The sequence below is a fragment of the Streptomyces sp. NPDC058295 genome, assembly GCF_042880655.1.
Taxonomy (GTDB): Bacteria; Actinomycetota; Actinomycetes; order Streptomycetales; family Streptomycetaceae; genus Streptomyces; species Streptomyces coriariae.
This window is the reverse complement of record NZ_JBHVYO010000009.1, coordinates 237,787-252,526: the sequence shown is the minus strand read 5'-3', so window position 1 is coordinate 252,526 and position 14,740 is coordinate 237,787. Positions and strand designations below refer to the sequence as shown.

Genomic DNA, 14,740 nt, shown 5'->3' with positions numbered 1-14,740 from the left:
CGCCGCCCGCGTCCTTCGGCGCCTCCGTGCGCCACACTCGCAGCCACTGCCCGCCGGGCGTCTCGCTGACGCCGCCCGGCCGCTGCTGGAGCTCCAGCGCGGCCGCGCCCGCGAAGGCCTGCACGCGCTGCCAGCGCAGCTCGCCCTCCTTCTCCGTGCCGGCCAGCAGCTGCTGCGCGGCCCGGTAGTCCTGGGTGTGCTGCACCACGTCCAGGACGTCCAGCAGGTCCTGGTCGGGGCCGGGCATCCGGATGTCCAGTTCCTCCGTGCGCACGAACCCGTAGGTTTCGGGGTCCGCGGCGTCCGGGTGGCCCGCCGGGACCTGCTCGACCATGCCGCGCCTGCGCCGCAGGAACGGCAGCAACACGAAGCTGATCATGAGCAGCGCCATCAGGACGAACAGAATCTCCATGTCTCAAGCGAACCAGACCGCGCCGACAATTGGCCAACCCGTCCCCACACCTGTGGAAAAACGTCGACGGAGGGCCGTCCGCCGTCGTCCGGCCCCGTCCCCGCGCTACCGCCGTCCCGCAGCAGGCCCGCGAGCGGACTACGCTCGGTCCTCATGAGCGACAGGCACATCAGTCAGCACTTCGAGACCCTCGCGATCCACGCGGGCAACACCGCCGATCCCCTCACCGGCGCGGTGGTCCCGCCGATCTACCAGGTCTCGACCTACAAGCAGGACGGCGTCGGCGGTCTGCGCGGCGGCTACGAGTACAGCCGCAGCGCCAACCCGACCAGGACCGCCCTGGAGGAGAACCTCGCCGCCCTCGAAGGCGGCCGCCGAGGTCTCGCGTTCGCTTCCGGACTGGCGGCCGAGGACTGCCTGTTGCGTACGCTGCTCAGCCCCGGTGACCACGTGGTGATCCCGAACGACGCCTACGGCGGCACGTTCCGGCTCTTCGCGAAGGTCGTCGCCCGCTGGGGTGTGGAGTGGTCGGTCGCCGACACCGGCGACGCCGCCGCGGTGCGGGCCGCGATCACCCCGAAGACCAAGGCAGTGTGGGTGGAGACCCCGTCCAACCCGCTCCTCGGCATCACCGACATCGCCGCCGTCGCCCAGGTCGCCCGGGAGGCGGGCGCCCGTCTCGTCGTCGACAACACCTTCGCCACGCCGTACCTTCAGCAGCCCCTGGCGCTCGGCGCGGACGTCGTGGTGCACTCCCTGACCAAGTACATGGGCGGTCACTCGGACGTCGTCGGCGGCGCGCTGGTCACCGGTGACGCGGAGCTGGGCGAGGAGCTGGCGTACCACCAGAACGCGATGGGCGCGGTCGCCGGCCCCTTCGACTCCTGGCTGGTGCTGCGTGGCGCCAAGACGCTGTCGGTGCGCATGGACCGGCACAGCGAGAACGCCACCAAGGTCGCCGACATGCTGACCCGGCACGCGCGCGTGACGAACGTGCTGTACCCGGGGCTGCCGGACCACCCCGGTCACGAGGTCGCGGCCAAGCAGATGCGGGCGTTCGGCGGCATGGTCTCCTTCCAGGTCGCCGGTGGCGAGGAGGCGGCCGTCGAGGTGTGCAACCGAGCCAAGGTGTTCACCCTCGGCGAGTCGCTGGGCGGCGTCGAGTCCCTGATCGAGCACCCGGGGCGCATGACGCACGCGTCCGTGGTCGGCTCGGCGCTGGAGGTTCCCGGCGATCTCGTCCGGCTCTCCGTCGGCATCGAGAACATCGACGACCTCCTCGCCGACCTGCAGCAGGCTCTCGGCTAGACAGCCTGCTGCCGGCCGTCAGGGTCACCAGCCGGCCTTCTGGGTCACCAGCCGGCCTTCTGGGTCACCAGCCGGTCAGTGGTGGAGTCGTCTGCGACGGCGGCTCCACCCACGGCTGGGCCACCACCGCCCAGACCGTGAACGCCAGCGTGGCCGCGAGCAGCAGCAGCCACAGCAGCCGCCGGGCGAGCGTCCGGCGGCGCAGTATGCGGCCGCCCCGGCGTACGACGTCCGCGTGGAGCTCCGTCGGCACGTGCGGCGCGGTCCGCTCCATGAGCTGCCGTACGGCGGCCTCCCGCTCGGGCCGGTTCACGACGCCGCCGCCTTCGCCCGGTGCACCACGGGCGCCGGGCCCCGAGGGGGATGCAGAAGGTTCGCCGTCGCCCGGTCGCAGACCGTGCGGATCCGTTCCACCGGCAGGCCGAGCAGGGCGGCCACCTGTTCTTCGGCGACCCCCTCGTAGAGCCTCAGGACCAGGACGAGGCGCTCCTGGGCGGTGAGCCGGGCCAGCGGACCGACGGCGGTGAACGGTCGGCCGCGACCGAGGGGCAGAGCGGCGTACCGGTGCCAGGCTCCGTGGGCGAAGCGGGTGGCCAGATACTCGCGGGCCCGGTTGTAAGGGTCCTCGCCGTGCAGCCGGTCCCAGCACGCGTACGTGTGCGCGAGGGCGAGTGTCAGCAGGCGCCGCGCGCGCGGGTTGTCGGCCGGGGCCTCCGCCGTGAGCAGTGTGGCGGCGTGCAGCAACCGCCCGCCCGCTCCGGCGACGAACGCTTCGAACTCCCGTGCCCGGCGGGCTTCCTGGGCCGTACGCCGCTCTCGCACACCGAGCCTCCCGCCTGACGGCGTCCCCCTGGAGGGCCATATGCCCCGGTCTCATATGAGGCCAGGGGTGGGCTTTCGGTCAAGAGCCGCGCACGGCCGCCGGAAAGTCGCCGCACGCGCGCGTGCGATCAGGAAGCGGCCGACGACGGTTCCGCCCCCGGTACGCCCTGGGCCGCCATCCGGGAGGACAGCGCGGTGTTGAAGCGGGTGAGGAGATCGCAGAACGTCTCGCGCTCCTCCGGCGCCCAGTCTTCCGTCAACTCGGCCATCAACTGACGCCGGGACGAACGCACTTCCTCCAGCCGCGACTGCCCGCGCGGGGACAGCTGGAGCACCACGGCCCGGCCGTCCTCGGGGTGCGAGGTCCGCTTGACCAGGCCGGTGTCGACGAGCGGAGCCACCTGCCGGGTGACGGTGGACGAGTCGATGCCCATGCTCGCGGCGAGTGCCTTGACGCCCATCGGGCCTTCCTTGTCGAGGCGGTTGAGCAGCAGGTACGCGGCGCGGTCCATGGAGTTGCGCACCTGCCCGACGCCGCCGAGCCGGGTCTGTTCGGCACGGCGGGCGAACACCGCGACCTCGTGCTGCAAGGTGTCGAGAAGACCGGTGTCACCGACGGTCGTCATGTCCATCGACATTTCAGGTGTTGTGGGCATGGCCGGGGGCTCACTTCATGAAGGGGCTGCTGGAATGGGGGACAGAGTACGCGGCTGGAAGGCGGGTCGTACCGACGCTGCGGAAACCGGTCTCGGAGGTTGGTCACAGAGGTCGTGGCCGCCTGTGAACTGCGATGCTGGAGTCATGAGCTACCGCACGGCTGACTCCTTGCGTCCCGTCACCCTCGACGATGTGCGCGGGGCCCAGAAGATGCTGTCGGGCGTGGCGCGGACGACCGCGATGGAGGGCAGCAGGCACCTGTCGCAGCTGGTCGGGGCGCCGGTGCACTTCAAGTGCGAGAACCTCCAGCGGACGGGATCGTTCAAGCTGCGCGGCGCGTACGTCCGGATCGCCGGGCTGCTGCCGGAGGAGCGGGCCGCCGGGGTGGTCGCGGCGAGCGCGGGCAACCACGCGCAGGGCGTGGCGCTGGCCTCGACGGTGCTGGGCGTGCGCTCCACGGTGTTCATGCCCCAGGGCGCTCCGCTGCCGAAGATCAGCGCCACCCGCGAGTACGGCGCCGAGGTGCGCCTGCACGGTCAGGTGGTCGACGAGACGCTGGCCGCGGCGCAGGAGTACGCGGCCGAGACGGGTGCGGTGTTCATCCACCCCTTCGACCACCCCGACATCATCGCGGGTCAGGGCACGGTCGGCCTGGAGATCCTGGAGCAGTGCCCGGAGGTGCGCACGATCGTCGTCGGGATCGGCGGCGGCGGGCTGGCGGCGGGCATCGCGGTCGCGGTGAAGGCGCTGCGGCCGGACGTGCGGATCGTCGGGGTGCAGGCGGCCGGGGCCGCGGCGTACCCGCCCTCGCTGGCGGCCGGGCGGCCGGTGTCGCTCCGCACCCCGGCGACGATGGCCGACGGCATCAAGGTCGGCCGGCCCGGTGACGTGCCGTTCTCCATCGTCGGCGACCTGGTGGACGAGGTGCGCACGGTGACGGAGGACGAGCTGGCCGCGGCGCTGCTGCTGTGCCTGGAGCGGGCCAAGCTGGTCGTCGAGCCGGCCGGGGCGAGTCCGGTGGCCGCGCTGCTCAGCGCGCCCGGCGCCTTCGAGGGCCCGGTCGTCGCGGTGCTGTCCGGCGGCAACGTCGACCCGGTGCTGATGGAGCGCGTCCTGCGGCACGGCATGGCGGCGCAGGGCCGCTACCTGGCCGTACGCCTGCGGCTGACGGACCGGCCGGGTGCCCTCGCCACGCTTCTGGGGGCGTTGTCAGTGGTCGACGCTAACGTCTTGGACGTGAGCCATCTGCGGACCGACCCCCGGCTCGGGCTGACCGAGGCGGAGGTCGAGCTGCACCTGGAGACGAAGGGGCCGGAGCACTGCGCCGAGGTCGGCCGAGCCCTGCGCGAGGCCGGTTACACCGTCATCGACTGACGCCGACAGGGGTGTCGACCGAGGTCGGAGCCCTCTCGGAACCTGCTCCGAGCCCTCTCGGAGCCCGCTTCGAGTCCTTTCGTCACCCGTTCGAGGAAGACCGTTGTGAGACGCGATACATCGCGTTATGGTGTGTCTCATGCCGCTCCCCCACCTCTCGTCGGGCGGAACAAAAAGTACAAACCTAGGCTTTCCGAAGAATCCTCAATGACGTGGAGACTGTTATGCCAGGTGCCATCTATGCCGAAGGCCTGGTGAAGACCTTCGGCGACGTAAAGGCTCTGGACGGCGTGGACCTGGACGTCCCGGAGGGCACGGTTCTGGGCCTGCTCGGGCCGAACGGAGCGGGCAAGACCACCACGGTCCGCTGTCTGACCACGCTCCTGCGCCCCGACCGCGGCCGGGCCATGGTCGCCGGCCTCGACGTGCTCAAGCACCCCAACGAGGTCCGCCGCTCCATCGGTCTGTCCGGCCAGTTCGCCGCCGTCGACGAATACCTCACGGGCCGCGAGAACCTCCAGATGGTCGGCATGCTCTACCAGATGAAGGCGGGCGCGGCGAAGGCGCGGGCCGCCGAGCTGCTCGACCAGTTCGGCCTCGCGGAAGCCGCCGACCGCACGGCCAAGACCTACTCCGGAGGCATGCGCCGCCGCCTCGACCTGGCCGCGGCACTGGTCGTCTCACCGCCCGTGATGTTCATGGACGAGCCGACGACCGGCCTCGACCCCCGCAACCGCCAGATGCTGTGGGAGGTGATCAAACGCCTCGTCTCCGGCGGTACGACACTGCTGCTCACCACGCAGTACCTCGAAGAGGCCGACCACCTCGCGCACGACATCGCGGTCGTCGACCACGGCCGGGTGATCGCCCGCGGCACCTCCGACCAGCTGAAGGCCCGCACCGGCGGAGAGCGCGTGGAGGTCGTGGTGCACGACCGTGAACACATCGCCACGGCCGCGGAGGTACTGGCCGGCTTCGGCAAGGGCGAGACCAGCGTCGAGCAGCACACCCGCAAGCTCACCGTGCCCGTCGCCGGCGGCGCCAAGCTCCTCGCCGAGGTCATCCGTGAGCTCGACAGCCGCGGCATCGAGATCGACGACATCGGCCTGCGCCGCCCCACCCTTGACGACGTCTTCCTGTCCCTGACGGGACACGTCGCCGAGACGGCGGCCGAGGAGAGCGAAGAGGACCGACGGGACGCCCCGCGCGGTAAGAGCGGCCAGAGCGGCCAGAGCGAGAGGGAGACCGTCAAATGAGTGCCGTCACCGACGCCGTGCGCGGCGCGGCGCCCAAGCCCGCCCATCCGCTGGGACAGTCCGTCCGCGACTCACTGGTCATCGCGAAGCGCAACCTGATCCGGATGTCCCGCATCCCGGAGATGGTCATCTTCGGGCTCATCCAGCCGATCATGTTCGTGGTGCTGTTCACCTACGTGTTCGGCGGGTCCATGCAGATCGGCGGCAGCACCAGCGCCACCGACTACACGAACTTCCTGATGGCGGGCATCTTCGCGCAGACCGTCACCTTCGCCACCGCCGGAGCCGGCGCGGGCATCGCCGACGACATGCACAAGGGCCTCATCGACCGCTTCCGGTCCCTGCCCATGGCGCGGGGCGCGGTGCTCACCGGCCGCACCCTCGCCGACCTCGTGCAGACCGCGCTCACCCTGCTGGTCCTGGCGGTGGTCGCCCTCCTGGTCGGCTGGCGGGTCGGCTCCGACGGCGACACCGACGCCGCCCGGGTGCTGGCCGCCTTCGGGCTGCTGCTCCTGCTCGGCTACGCCTTCACCTGGATCGGCGCCCTGATCGGCCTGAGCGTCCGCACCCCCGAGGCGGCCACCTCCGGCGGACTGATCTGGCTCTTCCCGGTCACCTTCATCTCCAACGCGTTCGTGGACACCAGCAACATGACGCCGTGGCTGCGTCACATCGCCGAGTGGAACCCGTTCAGTGCCACCGTCCAGGCCTGCCGGGTGCTCTTCGCCAACCCGGGCCAGTCCGCGTCCGACGCCTGGCCCATGCAGCACCCGGTCTGGGCCTCGCTGATCTACTCGGTGCTGATCGTCGTGATCTTCCGGACGCTGGCGGTCCGCAAGTACCGCTCGGCGACGGCCTGAGTGTTCCGGACATGACGAAGCCCCCGGCGGCGTGGGCGCCGGGGGCCGGTCACAGCGGGGCGACGGACAGGGGTCGGTCAGCCGCTGTAGGCCTCGGCCTTGAGAATGCGCACGGAGGCCTTCTTGCCGTTGGGCAGCTCGTACTCCGCGTTCTCGCCGACCTTGTGGCCGATCACGCCGGTGCCGAGCGGGGACTGCGGCGAGTAGGTCTCGATGTCCGAGCTCGCGTACTCGCGCGAGGCGAGCAGGAACGTCATGGTGTCGTCCTCGTCACCGTCGAAGGCGATCGTCACGACCATGCCGGGCGCCACCGCGCCGTCGGCGGAAGCCGGGGTCTCGCCGACCTTGGCGTTGTCGAGAAGCTGGGTCAGCTGGCGCACACGGAGCTCCTGCTTGCCCTGCTCCTCCTTGGCCGCGTGGTACCCACCGTTCTCACGCAGGTCCCCCTCCTCGCGCGCGGCCGCGATCTTGGCGGCGATCTCCGTGCGCGCAGGACCAGTCAGGTACTCAAGCTCGACCTTGAGCTTGTTGTACGCCTCCTGGGTCAGCCAGGTGACGGACTCGCTGGTCTGGGTCACAGGTGCTCCTCGTCGGTACTGGGAATACAAAGCATCGCCCTGTCAAAAGCATGTTCCTCAGGCGATGGGCGAAACCACGAGCCTAACAATTCAGTGGCCGTAGGGGGAGGACATAAGCCATCAGAATTACGTCGACGCAGGTCAGCGTGTACGTATTGCGGAGGATGCGGCTCGCCCGGGCGGCCCGGCGTCAGCTTGTGCCGGTCGGCGTCAGTCGGCGTGGCAGCCGAGCAGCTCCGCCGTCGTGCCCTTGGCCGTCGTACGCAGCGTGACCGTCCTGTCGATGCGCGTGTCCGAGCCGGCGAAGCGGAAGTCCGCCCGGCCCACCTCGGCGCCGTTGGCCGCCTGCGAACGCACCGTGCAGTAGCCGCTCGCGCCCGAGTCCTTGCGGACCTCCAGGTGGAGCCGCACCGCCTCGTCCGAGGTCGCCTTGAAGGTGATCACCTCGGCGCTGATCTTGTTCTGGCCGACGTAGTGGTAGGCGAAGTAACCGACCAGGGCGAGCAGGAACGCGCCCAGTACGGCGCCGGTGATCCTGAGCTTGCGGTCGGCCCGCTCGTCCGAGGAACGGCCATAGCGGCCCTCGGGGAGTCGCGTGCTCGCCGTACTCATGATCGTCCTCCCGGCACGGAATTATTCGCCTCCCGATTCGGTCACTATAGAAGCCTGCGATCGCGCCGGTTCACACCGGGCGCCGACTTACCGAGGATTGAGTCTTGACTGACCAGCTGCGACTGATGGCCGTTCACGCGCACCCCGACGACGAGTCGAGCAAGGGCGCGGCCACCATGGCGAAGTACGTGTCCGAGGGGGTGGACGTGCTGGTGGTGACCTGCACGGGCGGGGAGCGCGGCTCCATCCTCAATCCCAAGCTTCAGGGCGACAAGTACATCGAGGAGCACATCCACGAGGTACGCAAGAAGGAGATGGACGAGGCTCGCGAGATCCTCGGCATCAAGCAGGAGTGGCTCGGCTTCATCGACTCGGGCCTGCCCGAGGGCGACCCGCTGCCGCCGCTGCCCGACGGCTGCTTCGCCCTGGAGGACGTCGACAAGGCGGCCGGCGAACTGGTGAAGCAGATCCGCACCTTCCGTCCCCAGGTGATCACCACCTACGACGAGAACGGCGGCTACCCGCACCCCGACCACATCATGACCCACAAGATCTCGATGGTGGCGTTCGAGGGCGCGGACGACGCCGCGAAGTACCCCGAGGCCGAGTTCGGTCCCGTGTACCGGCCGTCGAAGCTGTACTACAACCAGGGCTTCAACCGTCCCCGCACCGAGGCGCTGCACCACGCGATGCTCGACCGCGGTCTGGAGTCGCCCTACGGGGAGTGGCTCAAGCGCTGGGACGAGTTCGGCCAGAAGGAGCGCACGCTCACCACGCACGTTCCGTGCGCCGACTTCTACGAGATCCGCGACAAGGCGCTGATCGCGCACGCCACGCAGATCGACCCCGACGGCGGCTGGTTCCGGGTGCCGATGGAGATCCAGAAGGAGGTCTGGCCCACGGAGGAGTACGAGCTCGCGAAGTCCCGCGTCGATACCTCCCTCCCCGAGGACGACCTCTTTGCGGGCATCCGCGACAATGCCTGATATGAGCGCAAGCGTGAGCCTGGCAATGACGCACCTCGTCCCCCTCGCCAAGGAGGTCGACGAGAACAAGGTCACCCCCGGCGTCCTCGGCTTCATCGTCTTCGCGGCGATGGCCGTGGCGGTGTGGGGCCTGATGAAGTCCATGAGCAAGCACATGGGCAAGGTCGACTTCAAGGAGCCGGCGGACCCGGAGCAGGCGCCCGCCGCCGGCACGGCGAAGACGACCGCCACGGGGAAGCCCTCCTCGACGTCGTGAGGCGAGCGCGCCGCGAGGGTGCGTGGCGCAGGGATGCGGCCTGACCGCCTCATCCCGGCGCCCGCGCCCCGGGGCCTGCCCCTCTCGGCGCTCGCCCTTCCCGGGGGTTCGCCTTGTCCCGGCGCACGGTTCGCCCCAGGACGAGCCTCGCCCCGGCGCCCGCCCGGCGCCCGTTTCGCCCCAGGGCGCGGCTCGCCCCCGTTCGGGGCGGCTACTCGTCGCCGACTGCGACGCCCATGACCTCCCGGCCGTGTCTGTTCGGTACCAGGCCGAGGCGCCAGGCCTGCCAGCCGGATTCCAGGCGGATGCCTCGCTCAAGGAGGAGCCCGTAGGCCTCCAGGCACTCGGTCAGTCGGGTGTCGCGCAGCGGGTGGTGGGTGCGGACCAGCTGGGCCAGTTCCTCCTGGGCCACCGCCGTGCCGACCTCGACCCCGCCCGGGGCCGCGTAGGGCAGCAGACTGCAGCGCAGGAAACGGGCCCAGTCCTCGCCGCGCCGGTCGCCGTACGACGCGAACAGGCCGGCCGCCTCGTCGCACAGGGCCAGGGCCGCCTGCGTACGGGCGTTCCCCGCGTCGACGATCGCGAGCTCCAGGCAGGTCCAGGCCTCGCCGTGGGCGACGCCGATGCGCTGGAAGTCGGCGCGCGCGTCGACCAGGAGCTGCCGGGCGAAGCCCGAGTTGCGCAGCGAACCGGTCTGGGCGGCGCGCTGGTCCCGGGTCACCCGGGCCGAGTGGTGACGGGCACAGGCCAGGCCGTAGACGTCACGCATACGGGAGAAGAGGGAGCGGGAACGTTCCAGCTCGCGGACGGCGTGGTCCAGGTCACCCGTCTCCTCCAGGGCCAGGCCCAGGTAGTAGACCGTCCAGGCCTCACCGCGCGCGTCCTCGTTGTCCCGGTGCCGTGCCGACGCCCGGCGCAGGTCCTCCGCCGCCGGGTCCGGGTCCCCGGCGATGAGCCGGGCCCGGGCCAACTGGGTCAGGGCCCAGGCCTCGCCGCGGGCGTCGCGGGTGCGGCCGTACAGATCGAGGGCCTCGCGCAGATCGGCCTCGGCCCGCGGGACGTCGCCGCGGCGCAGGTTCAGCTGGCCCAGCTGGAAGTGCGCCCACGCCTCGCCGTGCACGGAGCCGCCCTCGCGGTGCAGGACCAGGGAGCGGGTGAGCAGGTCGAGGGCCTCGGCGAGATGCCCCCTGTCCCGCTCGACCGCCGCCAGCGCGTGCATCGTCCAGGCCCGGTCCGTGGCCAGCTCGGGCGCGGCCTGCAGGTCCATCGCCTCCCGCAGCTTCGCCGCCGCCTCCGTCAGCTGGCCCTGGTGGTGCAGGGTGATGCCCAGCGAGCACAGGGCGCGTGCCGCCCCCGCGTCGTGATGGGCCTGGAGATAGAGGTCGACGACCGAGCTGAGCGTCGTACGGGCCTTGTCCAGCTCGCCCAGTTGACGGGCCGCGATACCGGTACGCCACTGCACCGACCGCACCAGCAGGTCCTGGCCGACCGACTGCGCCAGCTCGCTGATCTCACCGAGCCGGTAGAGGTCGCCGCGCAGCAGGCAGTAGTCGCACAGGGCGCCCAGCAGGCTCAGTACGGCGTTCTGGTCCACGCCCTCCGCGTGCCGCAGCGTCGCCGTGATGAAGCTGGACTCGTCGTCCAGCCAGCGCAGCGCCTCGTCCAGGGAGGTGAAGCCGTGCGGGGTGAAGCGGTCGGAGCGGGTCGACATGTTGCCGTCGACCAGTCGCAGCACGGAGTCGGCGAGCTCGGCGTAGCTGACGATCAGGCGTTCCTGGGCCGCCGAGCGCTCGTTCTGCTCCTCCTCGTCGAGGAGCCGGGCCTGGGCGAAGGCGCGGACCAGGTCGTGCAGGCGGTAGCGGTCGCCGCGGACGTGGTCGACCAGGCCGGCGTCGGCGAGGGCCGTGAGATGGCGGGTCGCCTCCGCACGGTCCGTGGCGAGGAGCGCGGCCGCCGCGGCCGTCCCGAGCGAGGCCCGTCCGGCCAGGGCCAGCCGGCGCAGCAGTCTGCGGGTGACGTCCGGCTGGTCGGTGTAGCGCAGCCACAGGGCGCGCTCGACCGGCTCCACCGGTCCGTACACCCCCAGGTCCGCCGCCAGCGCGCGCGGCGAGCGCGGGCCGAGGGAGGAGCCCACGACGCGCAGCGCCAACGGCAGCCCGCCGCACAACTCCCGTATGCGGTCGGCGGATTCGGCGTCGTACGGGCCGGATGCGTCCTGGGCGGCCGCGCCCAGCAGTTCCTCCGCGCCCGCCGCGTCCAGGGGCCGCACCGCCAGTTCGTGCACCCAGGCGGACAGTTCGGCCGGCATTCCCAGCGGGGAGCGGGCGGTGACCAGGACCAGGCTGTCGGAACGTTCCGGCACGAGCGCGAGGACCTGTTCGGGGTCCGAGGCGTCGTCCAGGATCACCGTGACCGGCAGGCCGGTCAAGTGCTGCTGGTACAGCTCGGCGAGCCGTTTGACCTGCTGGTCCGCGGAGGAGCGCTCACGGAAGAGGAGCTGCTCGCGGGGCGCGCCGAGCCGGTTCAGCAGGTGCAGCAGGGCGTCCCGGGTGGGCAGGGGATCCTCCTGCGCGCTGTGGCCGCGCAGGTCCACCACGCAGGCGCCGCGGAACTGGTCGCGCAGATCGTGCGCGGCCCGCACCGCGAGGGTGGTGCGGCCACTGCCGGGGGGTCCGTGCAGCACGACCACCGTCGGCCGTGTCTGCGTGCTGGCGCGCGCCGCCTGCACCCACTGCCGGAGCTGCCCGAGTTCGGTCCGGCGTCCGGCGAACGGGCTCGCGATGTCCGGTAGTTGGGCGAACGACTGGGCCAGCACGGTCCGGCCGCGGGCCGCCGCACTCTTGTCGGTGCCGCGCAGCTGCGGTCCCGGCGCCTTCTTCGGGCCGGTCGTCGCGCTCAGCATCCGCTGCTGATCCAGGAACGGCCGGATGCCCCGCACCTCCAGCGCGGTGAGCCATTGCAGCCGCAGTTGCTCGGCGCCGCCGGGCTGCCCCGCCTCGCCGGCCCGGTGATGCGCGGCCGGCAGATGGGAGCCGGCCACCTTCACGACGGTCGCCGCGGCGCCGACGACGCCGACGGCCACTCCGGCGCCGAGCGCCGTGCCCGGCCCGGTGCCCAGCGCGAGATCGGCGACCGCCGTCGTGACGGCGGCAACACCCGCCACCAGCAGGGGAGTCCGCCCGCCCTCCCGCGCGTACCGCTGTCCGAAGCTGACCTGGCGGGATTCCGTCTCTTCCAGGGCGCGCGCGTAGGCCTCGTACTCCTCGGCGGCCGTCTGCGCCATGGCGTCCAGCGCGCCGCGCGCCCGCGTCATCAGCACCTGCCGGTCGCTGCGCCCGCCGGACCGCCGTACTTCCTCCTCCACGGCCCGCGCCAACAACCGCTCGGCTTCCGCCCTATGGCCGTCCCGCATGTACCGTCCCCCTCCGGAGGTCACAGATTTCCTTGGTCAAGTGTGCGGTGGGCGGCTCCGCGAAGCGAGGGGGCGAAGGGCCCCGGGTCGCCGGGGCGGTGATCGCCCGGGGGCGCCTGACGTCTGCCGAGCGGGGTACTGCGGCAGGATGGACCCCATGCCGAACCGACTGGCCCATGAGACGTCTCCGTACCTCCTCCAGCACGCCGACAACCCCGTCGACTGGTGGCCCTGGTCGGCGGAGGCCTTCGAGGAGGCGCGCAGGCGGGGCGTGCCGGTGCTGCTGAGTGTCGGGTATTCGAGCTGCCACTGGTGCCATGTGATGGCGCACGAGTCCTTCGAGGACCAGGCGACCGCCGACCACCTCAACGAGCACTTCGTCAGCGTCAAGGTCGACCGGGAAGAGCGTCCCGACGTGGACGCCGTCTACATGGAGGCCGTGCAGGCGGCCACCGGCCAGGGCGGCTGGCCGATGACCGTGTTCCTGACACCCGACGCCGAGCCCTTCTACTTCGGGACCTACTTCCCGCCCGCGCCCCGGCAGGGCATGCCCTCCTTCCGGCAGGTGCTGGAGGGGGTGCGGCAGGCCTGGACCGAGCGGCGGGACGAGGTGGCCGAGGTCGCCGGGAAGATCGTCCGGGATCTGGCGGGCCGGGAGATCTCCTACGGGGACGGCCTGGCCCCCGGAGAGCAGCAGCTGTCGCAGGCGCTGCTGGGGCTGACCCGGGAGTACGACCCGCAGCGGGGCGGGTTCGCCGGCGCGCCGAAGTTCCCGCCGTCGATGGTGATCGAGTTCCTGCTGCGCCACCATGCGCGGACCGGCGCCGAGGGCGCTCTCCAGATGGCCCGGGACACCTGCGAACGGATGGCCAGGGGCGGGATCTACGACCAGCTCGGCGGCGGCTTCGCCCGGTACTCCGTCGACCGTGACTGGGTTGTGCCGCACTTCGAGAAGATGCTGTACGACAACGCCCTGCTGTGCCGGGTCTACGCCCATCTCTGGCGGGCCACCGGCAGCGAGCTGGCCCGGCGGGTCGCCCTCGAGACGGCCGACTTCATGGTGCGCGAACTGCGCACCGAGCAGGGCGGGTTCGCCTCCGCGCTCGACGCCGACAGCGACGACGGGAGCGGGAAGCACGTCGAGGGCGTGTACTACGTCTGGACGCCCGAGCAGCTCACCGAGGTGCTCGGGCCGCAGGACGCCGAGCTCGCCGCCCGCTACTTCGGCGTCACCGAAGAGGGCACCTTCGAGCACGGCTCCTCCGTCCTCCAGCTCCCGCAGCAGGACGAGGTCTTCGACGCGGAGCGGATCGCCGGGATCAAGGGGCGGCTGCTGCGTGAGCGGGGTGGACGGCCCGCGCCGGGCCGGGACGACAAGGTGGTGGCCGCCTGGAACGGGCTCGCGATCGCCGCGCTCGCCGAGACCGGCGCCTACTTCGACCGGCCGGATCTCGTCGAGGCCGCGGTCGGGGCCGCCGATCTCCTCGTCCGGCTGCATCTCGACGAGCAAGCCCGTATCGCCCGTACCAGCAAGGACGGACAGGCCGGGGCCAACGCGGGGGTCCTGGAGGACTACGCCGACGTGGCCGAGGGGTTCCTCGCCCTCGCCTCCGTCACCGGGGAAGGCGTCTGGCTGGAGTTCGCCGGATTCCTGCTCGATCACGTCCTCGTCCGGTTCGTCGACCCCGGGTCCGGTGCGCTGTACGACACCGCGGCCGACGCCGAGCGGCTCATCCGGCGTCCGCAGGATCCGACCGACAACGCGGTGCCCTCCGGCTGGACCGCTGCCGCAGGCGCGCTGCTGAGCTACGCCGCCCATACCGGCTCGGAGCCCCACCGCACCGCCGCGGAGCGGGCGTTGGGCGTCGTGAAGGCGCTCGGGCCGCGGGTGCCGCGGTTCATCGGATGGGGGCTCGCCGCCGCCGAGGCGCTGCTCGACGGGCCGCGCGAGGTCGCCGTGGTCGTGCCCCGGAAGACCGACCCCGCCTCAGTGGCGTTGCACCGTACGGCGCTTCTGGGCACCGCCCCGGGGGCCGTCGTCGCGTTCGGCACGACGGGGAGCGACGAGTTCCCGTTGCTCGCCGACCGCCCGCTGATCGAAGGTGAACCGACCGCGTACGTCTGCCGTAACTTCACCTGTGACGCGCCGACCGCCGACCCGGAGCGACTGCGCACGGCGTTGACCACCGTGGTGAGCGGCTGAAACG

13 protein-coding genes and 1 pseudogene are annotated in these 14,740 nt (G+C 71.6%); 7 read left to right on the top strand and 7 right to left on the bottom strand.

The window, feature by feature from the left end; all coding sequences use genetic code 11:
• Positions 1-412, bottom strand: a pseudogene (locus ACFVYS_RS12750) (hypothetical protein); the annotation flags it as partial.
• A 153-nt stretch (positions 413-565) separates the two neighbouring features.
• Between ACFVYS_RS12750 and ACFVYS_RS12745 the strand changes: the two are divergent.
• Positions 566-1,720, top strand: coding sequence for a cystathionine gamma-synthase (locus ACFVYS_RS12745; protein ID WP_057603108.1), 1,155 nt, complete (start codon positions 566-568; stop codon positions 1,718-1,720).
• A gap of 64 nt (positions 1,721-1,784) precedes the next feature.
• On the opposite strand, the gene ACFVYS_RS12740 is transcribed toward ACFVYS_RS12745, so the two are convergent.
• The 3 genes from ACFVYS_RS12740 to ACFVYS_RS12730 all read right to left on the bottom strand — a co-directional run bounded on the left by ACFVYS_RS12740 (position 1,785) and on the right by ACFVYS_RS12730 (position 3,180).
• The gene (locus ACFVYS_RS12740) at positions 1,785-2,033 is read right to left on the bottom strand and encodes a hypothetical protein (RefSeq protein WP_267018667.1); all 249 of its coding nucleotides are present in this window, start codon (positions 2,031-2,033) and stop codon (positions 1,785-1,787) included.
• A complete protein-coding gene (locus ACFVYS_RS12735) occupies positions 2,030-2,542 on the bottom strand; it encodes a sigma factor-like helix-turn-helix DNA-binding protein (RefSeq protein WP_389501448.1) in 513 nt (170 codons plus the stop codon). Before ACFVYS_RS12735 ends, ACFVYS_RS12740 begins: the two co-directional genes overlap by 4 nt.
• Positions 2,543-2,670: 128 nt before the next feature.
• Positions 2,671-3,180: a MarR family winged helix-turn-helix transcriptional regulator gene (locus ACFVYS_RS12730; protein ID WP_389501464.1), complete on the bottom strand. Its 510-nt coding sequence runs from the start codon at positions 3,178-3,180 to the stop codon at positions 2,671-2,673.
• Between the two features lie 163 nt (positions 3,181-3,343).
• Here ACFVYS_RS12730 and ilvA point away from each other — a divergent pair, with 163 nt between their 5' ends.
• The 3 genes from ilvA (at position 3,344) to ACFVYS_RS12715 (ending at position 6,689) form a co-directional block, all read left to right on the top strand.
• The gene (gene ilvA, locus ACFVYS_RS12725) at positions 3,344-4,573 is read left to right on the top strand and encodes a threonine ammonia-lyase (RefSeq protein WP_389501446.1); all 1,230 of its coding nucleotides are present in this window, start codon (positions 3,344-3,346) and stop codon (positions 4,571-4,573) included.
• A gap of 224 nt (positions 4,574-4,797) precedes the next feature.
• The gene (locus ACFVYS_RS12720) at positions 4,798-5,829 is read left to right on the top strand and encodes an ATP-binding cassette domain-containing protein (protein ID WP_389501444.1); all 1,032 of its coding nucleotides are present in this window, start codon (positions 4,798-4,800) and stop codon (positions 5,827-5,829) included.
• Positions 5,826-6,689 (top strand): ABC transporter permease, encoded by an 864-nt coding sequence (locus ACFVYS_RS12715; protein ID WP_267018663.1) that lies wholly within the window; start codon positions 5,826-5,828, stop codon positions 6,687-6,689. Before ACFVYS_RS12720 ends, ACFVYS_RS12715 begins: the two co-directional genes overlap by 4 nt.
• 77 nt (positions 6,690-6,766) lie before the next feature.
• Here the strand turns inward: ACFVYS_RS12715 and greA are convergent, their stop codons facing one another.
• The gene (gene greA / locus ACFVYS_RS12710; RefSeq protein ID WP_171399139.1) at positions 6,767-7,267 is read right to left on the bottom strand and encodes a transcription elongation factor GreA; all 501 of its coding nucleotides are present in this window, start codon (positions 7,265-7,267) and stop codon (positions 6,767-6,769) included.
• Between the two features lie 210 nt (positions 7,268-7,477).
• Complete coding sequence (locus ACFVYS_RS12705; protein WP_389501442.1) at positions 7,478-7,879, bottom strand: DUF4307 domain-containing protein; 402 nt, start codon at positions 7,877-7,879, stop codon at positions 7,478-7,480.
• 125 nt (positions 7,880-8,004) lie between these two features.
• On the opposite strand from ACFVYS_RS12705, the gene mca reads away from it, so the two are divergent.
• Together mca and ACFVYS_RS12695 are read left to right on the top strand one after the other, a co-directional pair.
• Entirely contained in the window at positions 8,005-8,865 is an 861-nt protein-coding gene (mca, locus tag ACFVYS_RS12700; RefSeq protein WP_389501462.1) for a mycothiol conjugate amidase Mca, read from the top strand.
• A complete protein-coding gene (locus ACFVYS_RS12695) occupies positions 8,858-9,121 on the top strand; it encodes a hypothetical protein (RefSeq protein WP_389501441.1) in 264 nt (87 codons plus the stop codon). Before mca ends, ACFVYS_RS12695 begins: the two co-directional genes overlap by 8 nt.
• Before the next feature lie 211 nt (positions 9,122-9,332).
• Here ACFVYS_RS12695 and ACFVYS_RS12690 read toward each other — a convergent pair whose 3' ends face one another.
• Positions 9,333-12,533, bottom strand: a complete 3,201-nt coding sequence (locus tag ACFVYS_RS12690; RefSeq protein ID WP_389501439.1) for a tetratricopeptide repeat protein — start codon at positions 12,531-12,533, stop codon at positions 9,333-9,335.
• A gap of 157 nt (positions 12,534-12,690) precedes the next feature.
• Between ACFVYS_RS12690 and ACFVYS_RS12685 the strand changes: the two genes are divergently transcribed.
• Positions 12,691-14,736 carry a thioredoxin domain-containing protein gene (locus ACFVYS_RS12685; RefSeq protein WP_389501437.1) on the top strand — a complete coding sequence of 682 codons (2,046 nt, stop codon included), beginning with the start codon at positions 12,691-12,693 and terminating at the stop codon, positions 14,734-14,736.
• Positions 14,737-14,740 lie beyond the last annotated feature (4 nt).

Excerpts from the sequence above, each read along its gene's own strand:
- ACFVYS_RS12745 (WP_057603108.1), top strand. The coding sequence starts at position 566 with ATGAGCGACAGGCACATCAGTCAGCACTTCGAGACCCTCGCGATCCAC.
- ACFVYS_RS12730 (WP_389501464.1), bottom strand. The coding sequence starts at position 3,180 with ATGTCGATGGACATGACGACCGTCGGTGACACCGGTCTTCTCGACACC.
- ilvA (WP_389501446.1), top strand. The coding sequence starts at position 3,344 with ATGAGCTACCGCACGGCTGACTCCTTGCGTCCCGTCACCCTCGACGAT.
- ACFVYS_RS12720 (WP_389501444.1), top strand. The coding sequence starts at position 4,798 with ATGCCAGGTGCCATCTATGCCGAAGGCCTGGTGAAGACCTTCGGCGAC.
- ACFVYS_RS12715 (WP_267018663.1), top strand. The coding sequence starts at position 5,826 with ATGAGTGCCGTCACCGACGCCGTGCGCGGCGCGGCGCCCAAGCCCGCC.
- ACFVYS_RS12705 (WP_389501442.1), bottom strand. The coding sequence starts at position 7,879 with ATGAGTACGGCGAGCACGCGACTCCCCGAGGGCCGCTATGGCCGTTCC.
- mca (WP_389501462.1), top strand. The coding sequence starts at position 8,005 with ATGGCCGTTCACGCGCACCCCGACGACGAGTCGAGCAAGGGCGCGGCC.
- ACFVYS_RS12695 (WP_389501441.1), top strand. The coding sequence starts at position 8,858 with ATGCCTGATATGAGCGCAAGCGTGAGCCTGGCAATGACGCACCTCGTC.
- ACFVYS_RS12690 (WP_389501439.1), bottom strand. The coding sequence starts at position 12,533 with ATGCGGGACGGCCATAGGGCGGAAGCCGAGCGGTTGTTGGCGCGGGCC.
- ACFVYS_RS12685 (WP_389501437.1), top strand. The coding sequence starts at position 12,691 with ATGCCGAACCGACTGGCCCATGAGACGTCTCCGTACCTCCTCCAGCAC.